Raw genomic sequence first — 16,787 nt, 5'->3', positions numbered from 1 at the left:
GCCGTATGGAACCGCAGAGACGCGACGGCCGCGCAGCACGATGGGACGCTCACCGCGCCCGCAGGCGTGCTGACCTGCTTCGATCGGCGCGCAAAGCGGTCGATGCCCACGGCGATCTGTCAATGGACGACATCGCCGCTCAGATCGGCACTTCGAAAACTGTTCTCTACCGCTACTTCGGTGATCGCACCGGCCTGCGTCGCGCTATGGGCGAATGGGCTCTGGGCCGCATAGAGCGCAGCCTCGACACCGGCGGGCAGGGCAGCCCGCAAGGCGAACTGCGCGACATGGTCTTTGCGTTTGCCCAGTTCGCAGCCGGATCCCCCAATGTCTACCGCTTCTGCGATATAGCGGTAAGCCCTGACAGCCCTTTTATGAAGGGCATTGCAGAGCTCATTGCCTGCCGGCTGCGTTTGGCCGGACCTGATGGACTGGCTTGGTCCTACGGCGCGCTCGGCTTCATCCACTCCGCGACCCAGCATTGGCTAGCCCAGGCCCCCGCACAGCCCGCTGCGGGCCTGCCCGCTGACAGCCTTCCCTCCCACGATCATCTTGCCGCCACGCTGACCAACTGGCTGTATGCATCAGCCCGCACCCTCCCAGGAGAATAATGAGCAGCAAAGACCACCTGAAACTCGACGTTGAAGTCCTCTCGGCTCTGCTGGACGGCACCCGCGCCGAAGCCCGTGCCGCCGGCCGTGCATTCGCAGGAGGCGACGGCCTTCTGCTCGAAGACAGCTGGACGCTGGAGGAAAAGCGCGAAGCAACACGTGAAAGCCTGCAGAAGCTGGTTGAGACGGGCATCGCGCGCACTCCCCTGCCTGAGCGGCTCGGCGGCGAGAACCAGCACGACCAGCACATCACGATGTTCGAAGAGATCGTCACCGTCAGCCCTTCCCTGCAGATCAAAGCGGGTGTGCAGATCGGCCTGTTCGCCGGCGCGATTCAGCACCTGGGCAATGAAGAACAGCACGATGCGTGGCTGCTTGATGCGATAGAAGGTCGTCTTCTGGGCTCGTTCGCGATGACGGAAATCGGCCACGGCTCCGATGTCGCAGCGGTCGCCACGACCGCCGAGTACGACCCTGAAACGCAGGAGTTCGTCATCAACACCCCCTTCCGCGCGGCGTATAAGGAGTACATCGGCAACGCGGCCTGCCACGCACAGGCGGCAGTCGTGTTCGCCCGCCTCATCACCGCCGGTGTTGATCACGGCGTACACGCGCTGTTCGTACCCGTACGCGATGAATCCGGCAACCCCCTGCCGGGCATCTCGATCGAAGACGACGGATATAAGGGCGGACTTCCCGGTGTCGACAACGGCCGATTCGCCTTCGACCACGTGCGCGTTCCCCGCACCCACCTCCTGGACCGCTACGGAAGCGTGTCAGAAGACGGCGAGTACTCCTCGCCCATCGAATCACCCGGCCGGCGCTTCTTCACGATGCTCGGAACCCTGGTGCAAGGACGAGTCTCCCTTGTTGGGGCATCCAATACAGCGGCGAAACTGGCCGCCGACATCGCAGTGCGCTACGCACTCGCCAGGCGCCAATTCCAATCACCGGACGCCGCGGAAGAATCCACACTGCTTTCCTACCGCCGTCACCAGCGCCGACTCTTGCCAAAGCTCGCACAGATCTGGGCCAACCAAGCAGCATACGAGCGCCTTCTGGACCAATTCGACGCGGTGTTCTCCGGACGGGACGACACGGAAGAAGCCCGAGCGGAGCTTGAAACGCTGGCCGCGGGGCTGAAGGCCACAACCACCTGGGAAGCCCTCGACATCATCCAGGAAGCACGCGAGGCCTGCGGCGGTGCAGGCTTCATGGCTGAAAACCGCCTCGTCGGGCTGCGCCACGACCTCGACGTGTACGCCACCTTCGAAGGCGACAACACGGTGCTGCTTCAGTTGGTGGGCAAGCGCCTTCTGACGGATTACGCGAGCGAAATGCGCGACCTCGACGTCGGCGGCATTGCCCGCTACGTCGGCAGCTACGCGGCTGAGCGCACACTCTTCCGCTCCGGCATTGCCAATGTCAGTTCCACCATCGGGGACCTCTTCACCCCTGCGATGAACGAAAAGCGCATCCGGTCTGGTCGCCTGCAGGAAGCGCTCCTGGCATCCCGAGCAGAGGTGACGCTGACCGAACTCGCTGCGAACCTCCGGCCGGCGAAGAAGATGAACTCGACCGATGCCGCCGAACTGTTCAACGACCACCAGAATGACCTCATCGAAACGGCCCGCGCATTCATAGAGCTTCACAAGTGGCGCGCACTCAATGACCTCATGCACTCCGTCGATCCGAAGGACAACCCGGCAGAGGCGAAGTTCCTGCGCCGCATTCGGGATCTCTACGGCCTCGATCTGATCAACGCGCACGCCGGATGGCACATTGCCAACGGCCGTCTGTCCATGAACCGTGCCCGCCAGATCGAGCCGACGATCAACCGTTTGGTGCGCAAACTCGCCGCCAATGCCGGTGATGCCGTTGCGGCATTCGGCTATGGCCCCGAACACCGCAGGTGTCCCATCGCCGACGGAGCCGAAGAGCGCCGCCAGCAGGAAGCACAGGACTACTACGCTGAGCTCAAGCGCAGCGGGAACATGCCGCGGGATGAAAAGGACATCTACCGTCGCAAACAGCAGCGAGAAGCACAGCTGAAGGCAAAATCGACCGACAGCTGAGCTGCGTCAACGAGGAGAACGATGGCCACCGAGCACACCAGCATCCGACAGACCCGCAGAATCAAACCGTGGGCGTGGGGTGTTGGTGCGCTCGCGCTTGCCGTACTGCTCGTGATCATCGTTGTCGCCATAACAGCAACGGGAAAGCCGCAGGCCCAGAAGACGGGGAACGACTGTGCGGGCCTTTCGGATGACCAGGCCAGTCCCACCGCTGCGCCGAACACCACGTGGGAATCGTACGGCGATTCGCCTTTCACGCTTCCTAACTCAGACGAATTCGGACCGCTCCACCACGACGGCGCGATGCCACGGTGCTTCGCCCATTCTCCAACCGGTGCGGCCTACGCAGCAGCCAATCTTGCAGCGGCGTTTTCCATTGGCAAGGAAATCGAGGCCGCAGCAGATTCGCCCGAAGCGAAGAAGCAACTCGAAGTCGAAAAGCTGCAGGGCGAGAACGGCATATTCATGCAGCCCGAGGGGTTTCGGATTGAAAGCTACGCGGAAGCCAACGCGGAACTGACCCTCTACGCGACGAAAGACGACACTAAGGGTGCATTCACCTACCGGCTCGTCTGGGATGACAGCGCCAACGACTGGCGTCTCGATATGACAGCGCCTCCGCAGTACGATCCGGAGCCTCAGGCCTCAGACTTCATTATGTGGAAGTGAACCGACCTTCAGCACCCCTGAAAGTGAAGCCGAAAAGGCTGCTCCGCCTCGTCAGCCGAGGAACCGCGAAACGTACGCACCGACCGCGCGGGCTTCCGTGAGGAAGCCGTCGTGGCCCACGTCCGTAGGAATTTCGGCGTACTCAACCTGCCCCGGCAGGTTGTCGGCAATGAGCTTCACCTGCTGCGGCGGGTACAGCCTGTCTGTCGACAGCGACAGGATCAGGGCCTGACCCGTGTAGCGCGACAGGGCCTGCTCCAGCGTGTCAGCACGCCCGCGGCGCACATCGTGGTCGCGCAGCGCTTCCGTCAGAAGAATGTACGCCTGAGCGTCAAAGCGGCCCACGAGCTTGTCCCCGTGGTAGTCCAAATAGGATTGCACGGCGTAATAAGGGTCATCAGAGATGTGCTGAAGGCTGCGGCCGAAACGCGAATTGAGCTCCGCATCGCTGCGGTAGGTCAGGTGGGCAATCTGGCGGGCCAAGCCCAGACCCTTTTCGGGCACAGAGCCCAGTGCGGCATAGTCACCACCGGCGTAGTCAGGATCCATGGTGATGGCCGCGACCTGCGCGTGAGCCCAGGCGATCTGGTCGGCCTCCGAATAGGCGGGCGCGGCAAGAACCGTCAGCCGCTGCACCCGCTCAGGTGCTTCGAGAGCCAGTTCCAGGGCACGCGCTCCGCCCATCGAACCGCCTATCGCGGCATACAGGCGATCAATGCCCAAGTGGTCCAGCAGGAGCAGCTCCAGCCTGGCCATATCGCGGATGCTGACCCGCGGGAACCGTCCGCCGTAGGGCAGGCCGTCAGGTGCTGTTGACAGCGGGCCCGTAGTGCCTGTGCACCCGCCCAGAGCGTTGGTGCAGATGACAAAGAAGCGGTCGGTGTCAATAGGTCGCCCCGGGCCGACGAGTTCCTCCCACCACCCGGGCGCAGCGCCGGCCGCACGGGAATCCGTGCGGCCGGACGTCACGTGGGAGTCACCGGTGAGGGCATGTTCGACAATCACCGCATTCGTTTTCTCGGCGTTGAGCGTGCCGAATGTTTCGTATGCGAGGCTGACGTGATCGAGAACGCCGGATTCAATGGCGAAGTCGTCGATCTCGAGAACTCTGTTCACACTGGTGACTGTCATGGCGAATCAGCCGCGAGCTGCGGCAAAGCCCTTCTCGAGGTCGGCGAGGATGTCCTCGATGCCCTCAATGCCCACCGACAGGCGTACGAATGCGGGGTTGACGCCCGCTGCGAGCTGCTCTTCTTCACTCAGCTGCGAGTGGGTGGTCGATGCCGGGTGGATGACCAGCGAGCGGACATCGCCGATATTGGCCACGTGGCTGTGCAGTTCGAGTGCCTCAACGAACTTCACCGCTGCGTCGTAGCCTCCCTTGATGTTGAAGCCAAGAACCGCGCCGACACCGTTGGGCAGGTATTTCTTGCCCAGTTCGTGCCATGGCGAGGACTCCAGTCCCGCGTAGGACACCGATTCGACGTCATCACGCTCTTCGAGCCACTGGGCGACACGCGTGGCGTTCTCTACGTGACGCTCCATGCGCAACGACAGGGTTTCAATACCCTGTTGCAGGAGGAACGCGTTGAACGGCGAAGCCGAGTTTCCGAGGTCGCGCAGCAGCTGGACGCGGATCTTCAGGCCGTAGGACACGTTCGCGCCGAATGGCGAGTCAGCCCCAAGGTCACGGGCGAACACCAAACCGTTGTAGGAGTCGTCCGGTTCGTTGAAGCCGGGGAACTTCTCTGGGTTCTTGCCGTAGTCGAAATTGCCGGAGTCGACGATGACACCGGCGATCGAAGTGCCGTGCCCGCCGAGGAACTTGGTTGCTGAGTGGACGACAACGTCAGCACCGTGCTCGATGGGGCGCAGCAGGTAGGGGGTTGCAAGGGTGTTGTCGACGATGAGCGGCACACCGGCTTCGTGTGCGACATCGGAAACAGCACGGATGTCGAGCACGTCCGAACGGGGGTTCGAAATGGTTTCGCCGAAGAATGCCTTCGTGTTGGGCTTCACGGCGCGCTTCCACGCTTCGATGTCGCTGGGGTCGTCAACGAAGGTCGTTTCGATGCCAAGCTTGCGCAGGGTCACGTTGAGCAGGTTGTAGGTGCCGCCGTAGAGGCTGGGGCTGGACACGATGTGGTCGCCGGCCTCGACGATGTTGATGAGCGACAGGAACTCTGCCGACTGGCCCGAGGATACGAGAACCGCGTGGACGCCGCCTTCGAGGCTAGCGATCCGGTTCTCAACAGCTTCAACCGTCGGGTTGGTCAGACGGCTGTAGATGGGGCCCAGCTCTGCAAGGGCAAAGCGGTTTGCCGCGGTCTTCGTGGAGTCGAAGACGAACGAGGTGGTCTGGTAGATGGGCAGGGCGCGTGCGCCGGTTTCGCTGTCCACTACCTGACCGGCGTGGATCTGGCGGGTTTCAAAAGCCTGTTCAGCCAAGGGATTCTCCTAAGTCTTGTCCCGGATCTGGTTTGGTCTGGGATGCTGATGCTCACGCTAGGTTCGGTTTCCGGCCTACCGCCGCGGTCTCGTCATGTCTGCGTCACGGCTCGTCACATTCGGTCACAGACTTGTCTGCCCGTGTCATGAAGCTGATTTTCTGGGCGAAGAACTGCTGTTTTCTGCCCATAGCTGCGGCTCTACTGGAAGTCGCGGGAGCGGATAGGCACGTCGACTTCTAACGGCACGATGCTGTGGGCGTAGAGGCTGATGACGCTTCCCGCACGCTGGATGAGCCCCGTGACGGCAATTGCGCTGCGGGTCAGCGCGTGCGGTGAAAAACGGCGGATGAGCCCGCGGGTGCAGACGATGTTGAGCATGCCGAATTCGTCTTCCAGGTTGATGAACGTGATGCCCTGGGAGGTGCTCGGCCGCTGGCGGTGCGTCACAATTCCCGCGACAGTCACCCGCTGGCCCTGGGCTGCGTTCTGCACGTCCGCCGTCGACCAGCAGCCGCGAGCGGTCAGCTGTGCGCGCAGGTGCTCCGTCGGATAGCCCTCGACCGTGATTCCGGTGGAGAACAGCTGCGCGAGCGTGACATCGAAGTCATCCATAGCCGGCAGCGTTGGCGGCTGAGCTGCCGGTGCGGTCCCCGGCAGCGTCTGCGGTCCCGCCCGCCCCAAAGCACCCGCCGTCCACAGCGCCTGCCGGCGATCCACCTCGAAACAGTCAAAAGCCCCGGCCGTGGCAAGAGCCTCAAGGACCCGCACCCCCACCCCGGTGCGTTCGGCGACATCGACGATTGAGGTGTATTCCCCCGCCTGCCGTTCCCGTTCTAGGGCAGAAGCCGCATCGGCAACGCCCTTGACTTCGTCCAGTCCCAAGCGGATGGCGAACCCGCCGGAAGACTCAGCATCCGCCTCGAGATCCGTCCGCGCCCCAGAGGAGTTGATGTGCACCGGACGGATGGCAATGCCGTGGCGCCGGGCGTCGGAAATGAGTGACTGTGACGAATAGAAGCCCATCGGCTGACTGCGCAGAAGCCCCGCTGTGAAGGCCGCGTGGTGGCGGTATTTGAACCATGCGGACTCATAGACCAGACCGGCAAAGGACAGCGCGTGGGATTCGGGAAAGCCGTAGTTGGCGAACGCCGCGATCTTGTCGAAGATGACCTGCGCTGTCTGTTCGTCGATTCCCCGCCGCTTACAGCCGGAGTGGAAGCGCTGCTGAAGTTCGCGCATCTTCCGCTGACTGCGGGAAGCGCCCATGGCGCGGCGCAGCTCATCGGCATCCGTTCCCGAAAAACCCGCAACGTCGATTGCCAGCTGCATGAGCTGTTCCTGAAACAGCGGAACGCCCAGGGTCTTCTCGAGCGCCGGCCGAGTGCTGGGGTGAATGTAGTCAACGTCCTCCAAGCCCTGCCTGCGGCGAATATACGGGTGCACGGATCCGCCCTGGATGGGGCCGGGACGGATGAGCGCCACCTGCACAGCTAGGTCATAGAAGTTGCGAGGTTTGAGTCTGGGCAGGGTGGCCAGCTGAGCGCGTGACTCCACTTGGAACACGCCCAGGGCATCAGCCCGGCACAGCATGTCGTAGACCCCGTCCTCTTGGGGTATCTGCGCCCGATCGATGCGCACTCCGGTGTGCTGCGCGACGAGGTCGACCATTTCGTGCAGGGCCCCGAGCATGCCGAGTCCCAGAAGATCGAACTTCACCAAGTCCATTGCCGCGCAGTCGTCTTTGTCCCACTGCAGGACGGTGCGGCCGGGCATGGAGGCCTGTTCGATGGGCACGACTTCACCCAGTGGACGGTCGGCGAGCACCATGCCGCCGGAGTGAATGCCCAGGTGACGCGGTGTGCCCAGCAGACCCTCCGCAAGCTGGAGCACCTGGGACGGAGCCGGGGATTCGTCTGTCGGCGGCAGGGATCGCCAGCGATTGACGCCCTTAGTGAAGGCGTCCTGTTGGCCGGGGCTGTAGCCCAGAGCGTGCGCGGCATCGCGGATGGCAGAGCGGGGGCGGTAGGTGATGTAGTTGGCCACCTGTGCGGCACGGTCGCGCCCGTATGTGCGGTAGGTGTATTGGATGACCTCTTCGCGCCGGCTGGATTCGATGTCGAGGTCGATGTCCGGGTAGCCCGCACGTTCGGGACTGAGGAAGCGATCGAACAGCAGCTGGAACTGGACGGCGTCAACAGCTGTTACGCCGAGCACAAAGCACACCGCCGAGTTCGCCGCTGAGCCGCGCCCCTGGCAGAAGATGTTGTTCTCACGGCAGAACCGCGCAATGTCTTCGACTATGAGGAAGTACCCGGCCAGTCCCATGGAGTCGATGACGTCGAGTTCACTGTGGATCTGTTCCCACGCCCGAGGTGCCTGTTCCGGACTGCCGTACCGTTTCCGGGCGCCTTGAATCACCAGATCGCGCAGGTGCTCGGCGTCTGTTCTCCCAGCTGGTACGGGTGGGCTGGGCAGTCCGGCGCGTGCTGCGCGCAGCTCGAATGCGCATTCCTCGCCGATAGCGGCGGCAGTGGTGACCGGGCCTTGGCCGAAGCGCGCCAGCATTTCGGCGGGTGTGTGAATCCTGGCCGAGGCTGTTGGAGGCAGCCATCCGGCCAACTGAGACAGCGGCAGGCGCGAGCGGATGGAGGCCCGCACCTGCGCATCGTGGAATCCTGTGCGGTCGGCGTAGTGCACTGCGTTTGTGGCTGCCGCTGGCAGACGGAACCGAGCGGCGAGGTCCTGCAGGTGGGCTATGCGCGCATCGTCGCCGGGAAGTCCGAAGCGGGTGAGTTCGACGACCACTCGATCGCGGCCGAACAGGTCGACCAGTCGCCGCAGCGCCGCAGCGCCCCCGTCGGGGTCATTGAGTGCCCGGCCCAGGTGCCCTTTCCGGCAGCCGGTGAGGATCTTCCAGTCGGCATCAAGAGCGGCGAGCTCTTCGAGTTCGAACACCGGCCTGTTCTTTTCGCCGCGCATATTCGCCCGGGTGATCGCCGCTGAGAGCTGCCGGTAGCCTTCGACTCCGACGGCGAGCACCTGCAGGTGGTGAGCCTCGGGGTCGATCTGGCCGGGTATCTTTTCCCGCAATCCGAGTGACAGTTCCGCGCCGAACACCGTGGGGACTTCGTGTTCGCGGGCCGCCTGGGCGAACTGCACTGCTCCGCCGAGGCTGTTGTGGTCTGTCAGCGCCATCGCGCTCAGTCCTGCCCTGGCGGCCTCGGCTATCAGTTCGTCTGGCTGCGATGCCCCGTCGAGGAAGCTGAAGACCGAATGCGCGTGCAGTTCGGCATAGCGGACGGAGTGTGGGGCCGTGCGCACGGCCGGTGCGGCTTGGGTCCGCGCGGGCTCGGCTGACGAGGCGCTGGGCCAGCCGGCGCCGACGGGACTGCTGGCCGCGGGGTCGGGCTTTGTGGCTGATAGGCGGCGTTCGAGCTCTGACCACGGTGTGCGGGGGTTGAAGCCGCTCATTCATACCTGCCGGCTATTGACCACTGGCCGTTTTCCTTTTTCAGCAACAGGGCGCGGTCATCGTCGGTCAGCACCTGCAGGCGCACCCGGTACTGTCCCGGTGGGTCCCACCATTCGGCTTCGACCGGCCAGGCCGATGAGTAGGCGATGACACGACTGCGCTCCCCTCCCGGCCACACAATCCTGTCCGGTGGACTGTCCAGCCCGGAGGGTCTGGCCACGACAGTGCTGCCATGGGCGTCAAGAAGGTCGATGTCAGCTGTGTCGACGAGGGTCGGCTGGGGTGCCGGGAGTGCACCGGGCCAGGGTGCCCGGCTGTCCCTGAGCGGCCGAGGTGTCTGCTGCCACGGGGTCCACAGGTTTGTTTCGCTGGGCTCACGGCCGCCCTGCACGTGCGGTACGCGAACAGCGTCGGGGCCGAAGAGACCCTGCAGGCGTTCGAGTGTGCGGCTGACGTCCCCGGAACGCGTGCTGAAGAGGTCCGCGGCGTTTTCCAGCGGTCGGACGAGTTCAGCCGCTGTGAGTTCGATGAGGCTGATGCCGTCATCTGTTCCGTCACCTGTGTCAGTTGGGCTGGCAGCCGTCGAGGCCTGCGGTTCTGCAACCCCACCTCGTGTGGCCAGCCAGCCGTCAGCCTGCCAGCGGACGCGGTCGGCGATGTGCGACTCGTCCATGTCCGGCAGTCGCCACGTGCGCTGTTCGGCCTCTGCGCCGGAAGCGTGGAGGACGACTGTCACCTGCGTGCACACCAGCCCGGTGCTGCGAACACGACGGAAGAGGTCTGCGGCAGCACTGCGCGCATAGAAGGACAGTGCGTCGGTTCGGCCCGTGGGCGGTTCAATGGGACAGGAGACGGTCACATCGGCTGTCCGAAGGTGCGTGGCTGGAAGAGATTCGGTCAGCCCCGCCGCCAACAGCCTGGCTGTCTGACCGACAGAGCCGAAGCGCGTATAAACGCTGTCAGCTGACAGTGCCGCGAGATCGCCCAGAGTTCCCAGCCCCAGACGGCCCAGCTGCTGTGTGAAGTCCGCGTAGCGCTCCGGGTTGGCTTCTGCCAGTGTGCTGACCGGCAGCGGCGCGAGGAACTCAGCGGTTCTTCCGGGTTCAACACGGTGGGAACGGTGGGATGCAAGAACTGCCGCAAACGGTGAATCGGCAATGCCTGCCAACACTTCCCAGCCGGTGGCGTCGGTCAGTGCCGTCAGCAGCTCTTCTGCAGCGGTGTCTTCCGTGTGGGTGCGGGCGAAAGAGCTGACGGGAACGCCGATGGTGCCCGGCCGCAGCAGGGTGAAGCGCGCCATGCGGTCTTCGAGGATTCCCACACTGCGGGCGAAGAGCCTCTGTTCGGTGTCTTCGCTGTAGTTGAGTACGGCAGCCTGCGGGCAGCGGTGGCCGACTGCCCGTCGGTTCAGCCCCACGGCGATGCCCGCGGCCCTGGCCTGTGCGTCTGCGCTGATGACCCGCCCGGCGTGCAGAACAACCGCCGGGGTACTCGGCGAAATGCCGGCGACTTCGGCATGGGCGACGGCGGTGAAGTCCGGTACGTGGAGCACGAGTGTGCGCAGTGTTCCGCCGGGCTCGGCCGGCTGCTTCTGGGCCGTTGAGGCCGTTGAGGCTGCAGCGGTGTCGCGGTGAGCATCAGACAAGGCGGATGCCCCTTTCTTCAGCGCGGCCGGATGCTCCGGGCAGCAGCAGCTGGACGCGCTCACGGCCGTGGTCGACCGTGACGGCGCATTCGCTCAGCATTCCCGCGCCCTGGGCCAGGCCCACCCACCGCGGGGCGGAGACAGACACCGTGCGGTCCGCGGTTCCCTTCGGCTGTCGGCTGCTGCCCACCACCAGGAGGCTCATGCTGCGTTCGCGCACTTTCGCTCGCAGGCGCGCCTGTTCGGTGGGTGTGAGAGAAAAGCCCGGGCGGACGATGATCGCGGAAAAGGACTCCACGAGAATCGACACTGCCCGCAGCCAGTCACGAGCGTCGACCTCAACGCTGGCGAAGCGGCTGAGCGAAACCCCGTAGTCGGCAATCGCCTGCACAGCGGGCTCCCCCACCCCCACGGCGGCCGCCCAGTGGTCCTCCGCACTCAGACGAGCCACGGCGGCCAGCGCCAGCGACAGAGCCTGCGGACCGACGATCTCAGTCACCTCGCCGCGCGGCAGCCCAGTGGGGAACACTGAGCGCAGAGCGGAGACCACGGGGAACGCGGGCTTAGCGTCCGCGAGGTCGCGAGCAGTGCTCACGCCCGGCAGACGGCGAAGCTGCGCGAGTGCAGCGGGCACGGCGTGAACGGACATGCCTCCAGTATCGAACGCGTGTTCTAATAGTGCAAATGGATTTTCGAATAGACTGGTGGCCCTATGAAGCTCAGCATCGTCTTCCACACTCCCGAAATCCCCGGCAATACGGGAAACGCCATCCGCCTGGCCGCTGTGACGGGAGCTCATCTTCACCTGGTGGAACCGCTGGGCTTCGATTTGTCTGACGCAAAGCTGCGCCGCGCGGGACTGGACTATCACGACCTCGCGCACGTTACGGTTCACCCGAATATCGACGACGCCTTCGAACAGCTGGCCGGCCGGCGCATCATTGCGTTCACAACCCACACCGACAAGCACTTCGGAAGCCTTGAGTACCGCGAAGACGATGTGCTGCTCTTCGGCCGCGAATCCACGGGCCTGCCGCAGAACGTTGCCGACGACCCGCGGATTGACGAGCGCGTGCGCATCCCTATGCTGCCCAGTCGCCGCTCCCTCAACCTCGCCAACTCCGCATCCATCGCCGCCTACGAAGCCTGGCGCCAACTGGGCTACCCCGGCGGCAGCTGAACGTCAGAAGGAGACAGACTATGACGCATCGACGCGCGCTGACAGTTGCCGGATCCGATGTTTCCGGTGGTGCCGGCATTGCCGCGGACCTCAAGATGTTCAACGAATACGGGGTCTTCGGCGCATCTGTCCTCACCTGCATCGTCACCTTCGATCCAGCGGAGGGCTTTGATCACACTATTGACTTCACCTCGCCCGAAAGCGTGATCCGACAGTTCGATTCCACGCTCGGCATCCACCGTTTCCACGCCGTCAAATCAGGCATGCTCGGAAGTGTTGACACAGCGCCCATGCTCGCCGAGCGCCTGCGCGACATCGACGCCCCGTACGTCTTCGATCCCGTGCTGACCTACAAGGGCACCGGCAAGGGTGTGATCGATTTGTCCCAGATGATGTTGGAGACCTACGTGCCCGCCGCCTCGGTCATGACGCCCAATCTGGACGAAGCGGCAAAGCTGGTTGGGGCCGACTCCCTTGACTCCGTTGAGGACATGACCGCCGCCGCCAAACAGCTGCACGCACTCGGCGCTGCAAGCGTCGTCGTCAAGGGCGGTGCCCGCTTCCCCGGACCCGACGCCGTCGATGTCTTCTACGACGGTTCGGAAGTCCACGTGCTGCGCTCGCGGAAGGTCAATGACGAACTCGTCAACGGCGCCGGATGCTCCTTCGCATCCTCAATTGCCGCGGGCCTCGCACTGGGACACAGAACGCTCGACGCGGTCGTCAGCGCCAAGTTGAAGGTCGCCCACGGGATTGCCCGCTCCATGCCCAACGCCATGGGCGTCAACTCGATGTTCCATCCGGCAGCCCGCGTCTGGCCACACCCCGACGTCGCCGTCACCGTCAGCTGAAGCAGTCCCGCCCGTCAGGCGAGATCCGCCTCGCAGGCGGTGCTTGGCAGGCGCGCATTCCAGGGCTCGCGTCCGGAAAGCAGAAAGCCGCCGGTCCCACACGGGGAGCCGGCGGCTTTTTCGGCGCTGCTTACTTGCGCTTGCCGAAGGACTTGTAGCGGTCCTTGAACTTTTCGACACGGCCAGCGGAGTCGAGGATGCGCTGCTTGCCGGTGTAGAACGGGTGCGATTCCGACGAGATTTCAACGTCGACGAGCGGGTAGGTGTTGCCGTCTTCCCACTCGATGGTCTTGTCGCTCTTGACCGTCGAACGGGTCAGGAGCTTCTTGCCCGAAGCGAGGTCGTTGAAGACAACCGCCTGGTATTCGGGGTGAATGTCCTTCTGCATAAGTCTTTCCTTTGAATTCGTCAGAGCCCCTGGTGCGACCGAGTCGCCTGCCAGCTGCTCAAATTCGGATTGATCGACGCTGAGGCGTCAACCTATGAAACTATACCGGCTCATCCCCTGCAAAGCGAACCGAAGCGACGAGTGTGTCAGCGGTCCACGGTGTTTCAGGATTGCCTCACCGAGTCAGCCAGCGAATGAGCCCCGCGTAGTTGTACGGCGGAATGTTGTCATCCAGCGGCACACAGACTTCCACCTGCCCCTGAGCTTCGGCAACGAAGAGCGCCGGGTCGTTGCAGTCGGCGTAGCCCACGGTGCGCAGTCCCCTGCTGGCCGCTGCTCCTGCCCAGCCGTGGTCGGCAACCACGAGGTCGGGCATGGGCTGGTCGGCTTCTTCCAGTGCGTCAAGCAGAGCGTGCATGGGCTCTGCCAGGTGGGTGTGCGGCAGACCGCCGTGAATGTGCCAGTGCCACACAGCGCCGATCTGGCGGACGTCACCGCCCTCAGACTGCAGCGGAATGAACTGGTTCAGGCACACAATGTCAGCACCCAACTGTTCAGCCCAGGCGGCCGTGGCTTCGTGAACCGGCAGCAGACCAGAAGGGTGGCCCGTGGCGAACAGGATTCGCCCGCCGCGTCCGGCGACTTCGGAAACAGCAGCGCGCAGACGATCCAGCCCATCAAGGCACAGTTCAGTGGAGATCGTGTCAACGCCCTCCGTGTAATCGCGTTCCGAGCGGATACCGCAGCGGGCGACCATAACGTCGAACACGGAGTCGTAATCCCAGTCCTGGGTGAGCGGCACACCGAAATCGAAGTTGCGCTCCTGCGCCAAGAACCTGTGGATGTGCGACAGGTTGTTCTCTCGCGGAGTGGCGACTTCTCCCGTCACCCCGCCTTCAACCAGAAATTCGGCAGCGGCATCGCGCGTGATTTCAACCATCGGCATCCTCCTGGAGTGCAAAGACAGCCACAGCGGCTGCCGCGGCTACATTGAGCGAATCGATTCCGTGAGACATGGGAATGATGACGCAGGCATCGGCGGCTTCGATCGTTTGGCGGCTGAGCCCAGCGCCTTCCGTGCCCATGATCAGCGCGGTTTTGGCATGCCCGGCACGGGCGAACTCGCGGACGCTGATCGCTCCGTCGCGCAGAGCGAGAGCCGCGGTCGTGAAGCCGTGTTCGCGCAGCAGGTCGATGCCTGCCGGCCAGGGGTCGATCCGCGCCCACGGCACCGAGAACACGGTGCCCATCGACACCCGGATCGACCGACGGTACAGGGGGTCGGCGCATCGTGGGCTGATGAGAACCGCATCGGCACCCAGAGCCGCCGCGGAACGGAAGATCGCACCGACATTGGTGTGGTCGACAATGTCCTCCAGCACCACGATCCGCTCAGCCCGGCCAAGGATTTCCCTAAGCTCCGGCTGAGGTTTCCGTTCCATGGAGGCCAGGGCACCCCTGTGCAGGTGGAAACCGACGATGCTCTCGAGTTCTGCGGGCGTCCCCAGGATGATCGGAGCGTCTGATCCAGCCAGCTGCGGCGCGAGATCCTCCAGCCAGTTGGGCCGCAGAAGAAACGAACGCGCCGCGTAACCGGCCGCGAGAGCCCGAGTGACGATTTTGGAGGACTCTGCAATGAACAGGCCCTCGGCCGGTTCCCGCTTGCTGCGCAGCTGAACGTCCGTCAGGTCCGTGTAGTCCGCAAGCAGCGATTCGGGCGCGCGGGAGGAGCGAACAACGCGAGATTCGTCGATTCCGTGAGCACGGAGGATCTGCTGTATCTGCGCGTCGTCGATATCGCGCTTGGCCGGCGTGTTCACAGTTGGATGATGCGGAAGAAGGCAATGATGCTGAGGACGACGATGATGCCGCGCAACAGTGGGTCGGGCAGTTTCTGGGCGAACTTCGCACCCGCGTATCCGCCGATGAGCGAACCGGCTGCCACCAGGAGCACGGCAGTCCAGTTGATCTTGTCAAAGCCGACGATCATGTAGACGATCGCCGCAACCGTGTTGACACCGAGCACCAAAACGTTTTTGAAGCCGTTGATCTGCTGCAGCGAGTACGCCGTGAGCACACCCAGGAGACCGACGAGCAGAACACCCTGCGCGGCAGCGAAGTAGCCGCCGTAGATCGCGGTGAAGAAGATCGCGGCAAGGACTGCCGCCTTCATAGCGCTCGAGGCGTCTTCCGGCTTGGCCGGAGCTGTGCGGCCAGCTTTTGCGGCACGTTGGGCAAGCGCCTTCTTGAGGAAGGGCTGGCCGATCACCATGATGACCGCAAGCACGATCAGCACGGGAACGACAGCTTCAAAGGTCGTTGACGGCAGAACCACCAGCAACAGCGCGCCGACGATTGAACCGAGGATCGACGCGGGCAGCCAAGCGGCCACCTGTTTGCCGTAGCCGGCCATCTGCTTGCGGTAGCCGAAGGAGCTGGCCACATTGCCGGGGATAAGACCCAGTGCGTTGCTCATAGTCGCTGTCTGCGGTGGAACGCCGAAGGCGACGAGAGCTGGGAATGTGATGAGCGTGCCGGAGCCGACAGCAGCGTTGATTGCTCCGGCACCGAGGCCCGCCGCGAAGATGAGCAGGGCCTCGACGAGGGTGAATGAACCCATCAGCTCAGGCGTGCCTGCGCGTGGAAGCGCCCTTCGGTGACGGTGAGCTGGATGGGCAGGCCGAATGTCTCCGACAGGTTGGCTTCTGTGATGGTGTCCTTGATGTCGCCGGCTGCAACGACACCGCCTTCGCGGATGAGCAGAGCGTGCGTCATCGACTGCGGGATCTCTTCAACGTGGTGGGTCACCATGACGGTGGTCGGCGCGTACTTCGAGCCGATGATCTCAGTCAGTGCCTGCAGGAGCTCTTCGCGTCCACCGAGGTCAAGACCGGTTGCCGGTTCGTCCAGCAGCAGGAGTTCGGGGTCGGTCATGAGCGAACGGGCAATCTGCACGCGCTTCTTTTCGCCGTCTGACAGTGTGCCGAAGCGGCGGGTGCCGAAGCCGGCGATGCCGAAGGCCGACAGGAGGTCATCAGCACGGTCGAGGTCGATCTCGTCGTACTCTTCGACCCAGCGGCCCAGCACGCCGTAGGCAGCGGTGAGGACGACATCGTGAACTTTTTCGCTGCCGGGAATGCGCTTTGCCAGCTGCGATGACGTGTAGCCGATCCGTGGGCGCAGCTCGAAGACGTCAACGCGTCCAAGGCGCTCCTCGAGGATGTCGACGGTGCCTTCCGTGGGATGCATGCGTCCGGCCGCAAGCTCCAAAAGGGTTGTCTTTCCGGCGCCGTTGGGGCCGAGAACAGCCCAGTGCTGACCTTCTTCAACCGTGAGGGAGAAATCAGAGAGGAGGTGGTTGGCTCCTCGGCGGACACCGACGTTGTCTAGCTGCAGGACAGTGCTCATGTATCAGACTCTAACGCACTGGCACCTATACTCGGGCG

Annotated in this window: 15 protein-coding genes; 5 read left to right on the top strand and 10 right to left on the bottom strand. The window is 63.9% G+C overall.

The window, feature by feature from the left end:
- Nucleotides 1-5 precede the first annotated feature (5 nt).
- The 3 genes from HMPREF3172_RS07165 to HMPREF3172_RS07155 are packed head-to-tail and all read left to right on the top strand — an operon-like array spanning nt 6 to nt 3,355.
- The gene (locus tag HMPREF3172_RS07165) at nt 6-611 is read left to right on the top strand and encodes a TetR/AcrR family transcriptional regulator (protein ID WP_070516475.1); all 606 of its coding nucleotides are present in this window, start codon (nt 6-8) and stop codon (nt 609-611) included.
- Nucleotides 611-2,686, top strand: coding sequence for an acyl-CoA dehydrogenase family protein (locus tag HMPREF3172_RS07160; RefSeq protein WP_070516473.1), 2,076 nt, complete (start codon nt 611-613; stop codon nt 2,684-2,686). The genes HMPREF3172_RS07165 and HMPREF3172_RS07160 overlap by 1 nt, the downstream gene beginning before the upstream one ends.
- Before the next feature lie 21 nt (nt 2,687-2,707).
- The gene (locus HMPREF3172_RS07155) at nt 2,708-3,355 is read left to right on the top strand and encodes a DUF8175 domain-containg protein (protein WP_070516471.1); all 648 of its coding nucleotides are present in this window, start codon (nt 2,708-2,710) and stop codon (nt 3,353-3,355) included.
- 51 nt (nt 3,356-3,406) lie between these two features.
- Here HMPREF3172_RS07155 and HMPREF3172_RS07150 read toward each other — a convergent pair whose 3' ends face one another.
- The 5 genes from HMPREF3172_RS07150 to HMPREF3172_RS07130 all read right to left on the bottom strand — a co-directional run bounded on the left by HMPREF3172_RS07150 (nt 3,407) and on the right by HMPREF3172_RS07130 (nt 11,571).
- Nucleotides 3,407-4,471 carry a homoserine O-acetyltransferase MetX gene (locus HMPREF3172_RS07150; protein ID WP_256173281.1) on the bottom strand — a complete coding sequence of 355 codons (1,065 nt, stop codon included), beginning with the start codon at nt 4,469-4,471 and terminating at the stop codon, nt 3,407-3,409.
- 21 nt (nt 4,472-4,492) lie between these two features.
- A complete protein-coding gene (locus tag HMPREF3172_RS07145) occupies nt 4,493-5,803 on the bottom strand; it encodes a bifunctional o-acetylhomoserine/o-acetylserine sulfhydrylase (protein ID WP_070516468.1) in 1,311 nt (436 codons plus the stop codon).
- A 200-nt stretch (nt 5,804-6,003) separates the two neighbouring features.
- Complete coding sequence (locus tag HMPREF3172_RS07140; RefSeq protein ID WP_070516466.1) at nt 6,004-9,276, bottom strand: error-prone DNA polymerase; 3,273 nt, start codon at nt 9,274-9,276, stop codon at nt 6,004-6,006.
- Entirely contained in the window at nt 9,273-10,922 is a 1,650-nt protein-coding gene (locus HMPREF3172_RS07135; RefSeq protein ID WP_070516464.1) for a Y-family DNA polymerase, read from the bottom strand. Before HMPREF3172_RS07135 ends, HMPREF3172_RS07140 begins: the two co-directional genes overlap by 4 nt.
- The gene (locus HMPREF3172_RS07130) at nt 10,915-11,571 is read right to left on the bottom strand and encodes a hypothetical protein (protein WP_019175033.1); all 657 of its coding nucleotides are present in this window, start codon (nt 11,569-11,571) and stop codon (nt 10,915-10,917) included. The genes HMPREF3172_RS07135 and HMPREF3172_RS07130 overlap by 8 nt, the downstream gene beginning before the upstream one ends.
- A 63-nt stretch (nt 11,572-11,634) precedes the next feature.
- On the opposite strand from HMPREF3172_RS07130, the gene HMPREF3172_RS07125 reads away from it, so the two are divergent.
- Together HMPREF3172_RS07125 and HMPREF3172_RS07120 are read left to right on the top strand one after the other, a co-directional pair.
- Nucleotides 11,635-12,102, top strand: a complete 468-nt coding sequence (locus HMPREF3172_RS07125) for a tRNA (cytidine(34)-2'-O)-methyltransferase (protein ID WP_019175034.1) — start codon at nt 11,635-11,637, stop codon at nt 12,100-12,102.
- 20 nt (nt 12,103-12,122) lie between these two features.
- Nucleotides 12,123-12,953 carry a bifunctional hydroxymethylpyrimidine kinase/phosphomethylpyrimidine kinase gene (locus HMPREF3172_RS07120; protein WP_070516462.1) on the top strand — a complete coding sequence of 277 codons (831 nt, stop codon included), beginning with the start codon at nt 12,123-12,125 and terminating at the stop codon, nt 12,951-12,953.
- Between the two features lie 130 nt (nt 12,954-13,083).
- On the opposite strand, the gene HMPREF3172_RS07115 is transcribed toward HMPREF3172_RS07120, so the two are convergent.
- The 5 genes from HMPREF3172_RS07115 to HMPREF3172_RS07095 form a co-directional block, all read right to left on the bottom strand.
- Nucleotides 13,084-13,341, bottom strand: a complete 258-nt coding sequence (locus HMPREF3172_RS07115; RefSeq protein WP_019175036.1) for a type B 50S ribosomal protein L31 — start codon at nt 13,339-13,341, stop codon at nt 13,084-13,086.
- Between the two features lie 175 nt (nt 13,342-13,516).
- Nucleotides 13,517-14,281, bottom strand: a complete 765-nt coding sequence (locus tag HMPREF3172_RS07110; protein ID WP_083281456.1) for a phosphatase — start codon at nt 14,279-14,281, stop codon at nt 13,517-13,519.
- Nucleotides 14,274-15,161 carry a TrmH family RNA methyltransferase gene (locus HMPREF3172_RS07105; protein ID WP_176746137.1) on the bottom strand — a complete coding sequence of 296 codons (888 nt, stop codon included), beginning with the start codon at nt 15,159-15,161 and terminating at the stop codon, nt 14,274-14,276. The genes HMPREF3172_RS07110 and HMPREF3172_RS07105 overlap by 8 nt, the downstream gene beginning before the upstream one ends.
- The gene (locus tag HMPREF3172_RS07100; protein ID WP_070516459.1) at nt 15,158-15,961 is read right to left on the bottom strand and encodes a sulfite exporter TauE/SafE family protein; all 804 of its coding nucleotides are present in this window, start codon (nt 15,959-15,961) and stop codon (nt 15,158-15,160) included. The genes HMPREF3172_RS07105 and HMPREF3172_RS07100 overlap by 4 nt, the downstream gene beginning before the upstream one ends.
- Nucleotides 15,961-16,749 (bottom strand): ABC transporter ATP-binding protein, encoded by a 789-nt coding sequence (locus tag HMPREF3172_RS07095; RefSeq protein ID WP_019175040.1) that lies wholly within the window; start codon nt 16,747-16,749, stop codon nt 15,961-15,963. The genes HMPREF3172_RS07100 and HMPREF3172_RS07095 overlap by 1 nt, the downstream gene beginning before the upstream one ends.
- Nucleotides 16,750-16,787: the final 38 nt, after the last annotated feature.

It is taken from the genome of Brevibacterium sp. HMSC08F02, from assembly GCF_001807555.1.
Classification (GTDB): Bacteria; Actinomycetota; Actinomycetes; order Actinomycetales; family Brevibacteriaceae; genus Brevibacterium; species Brevibacterium ravenspurgense.
This window is presented reverse-complemented; position numbering and strand designations above follow the sequence as displayed.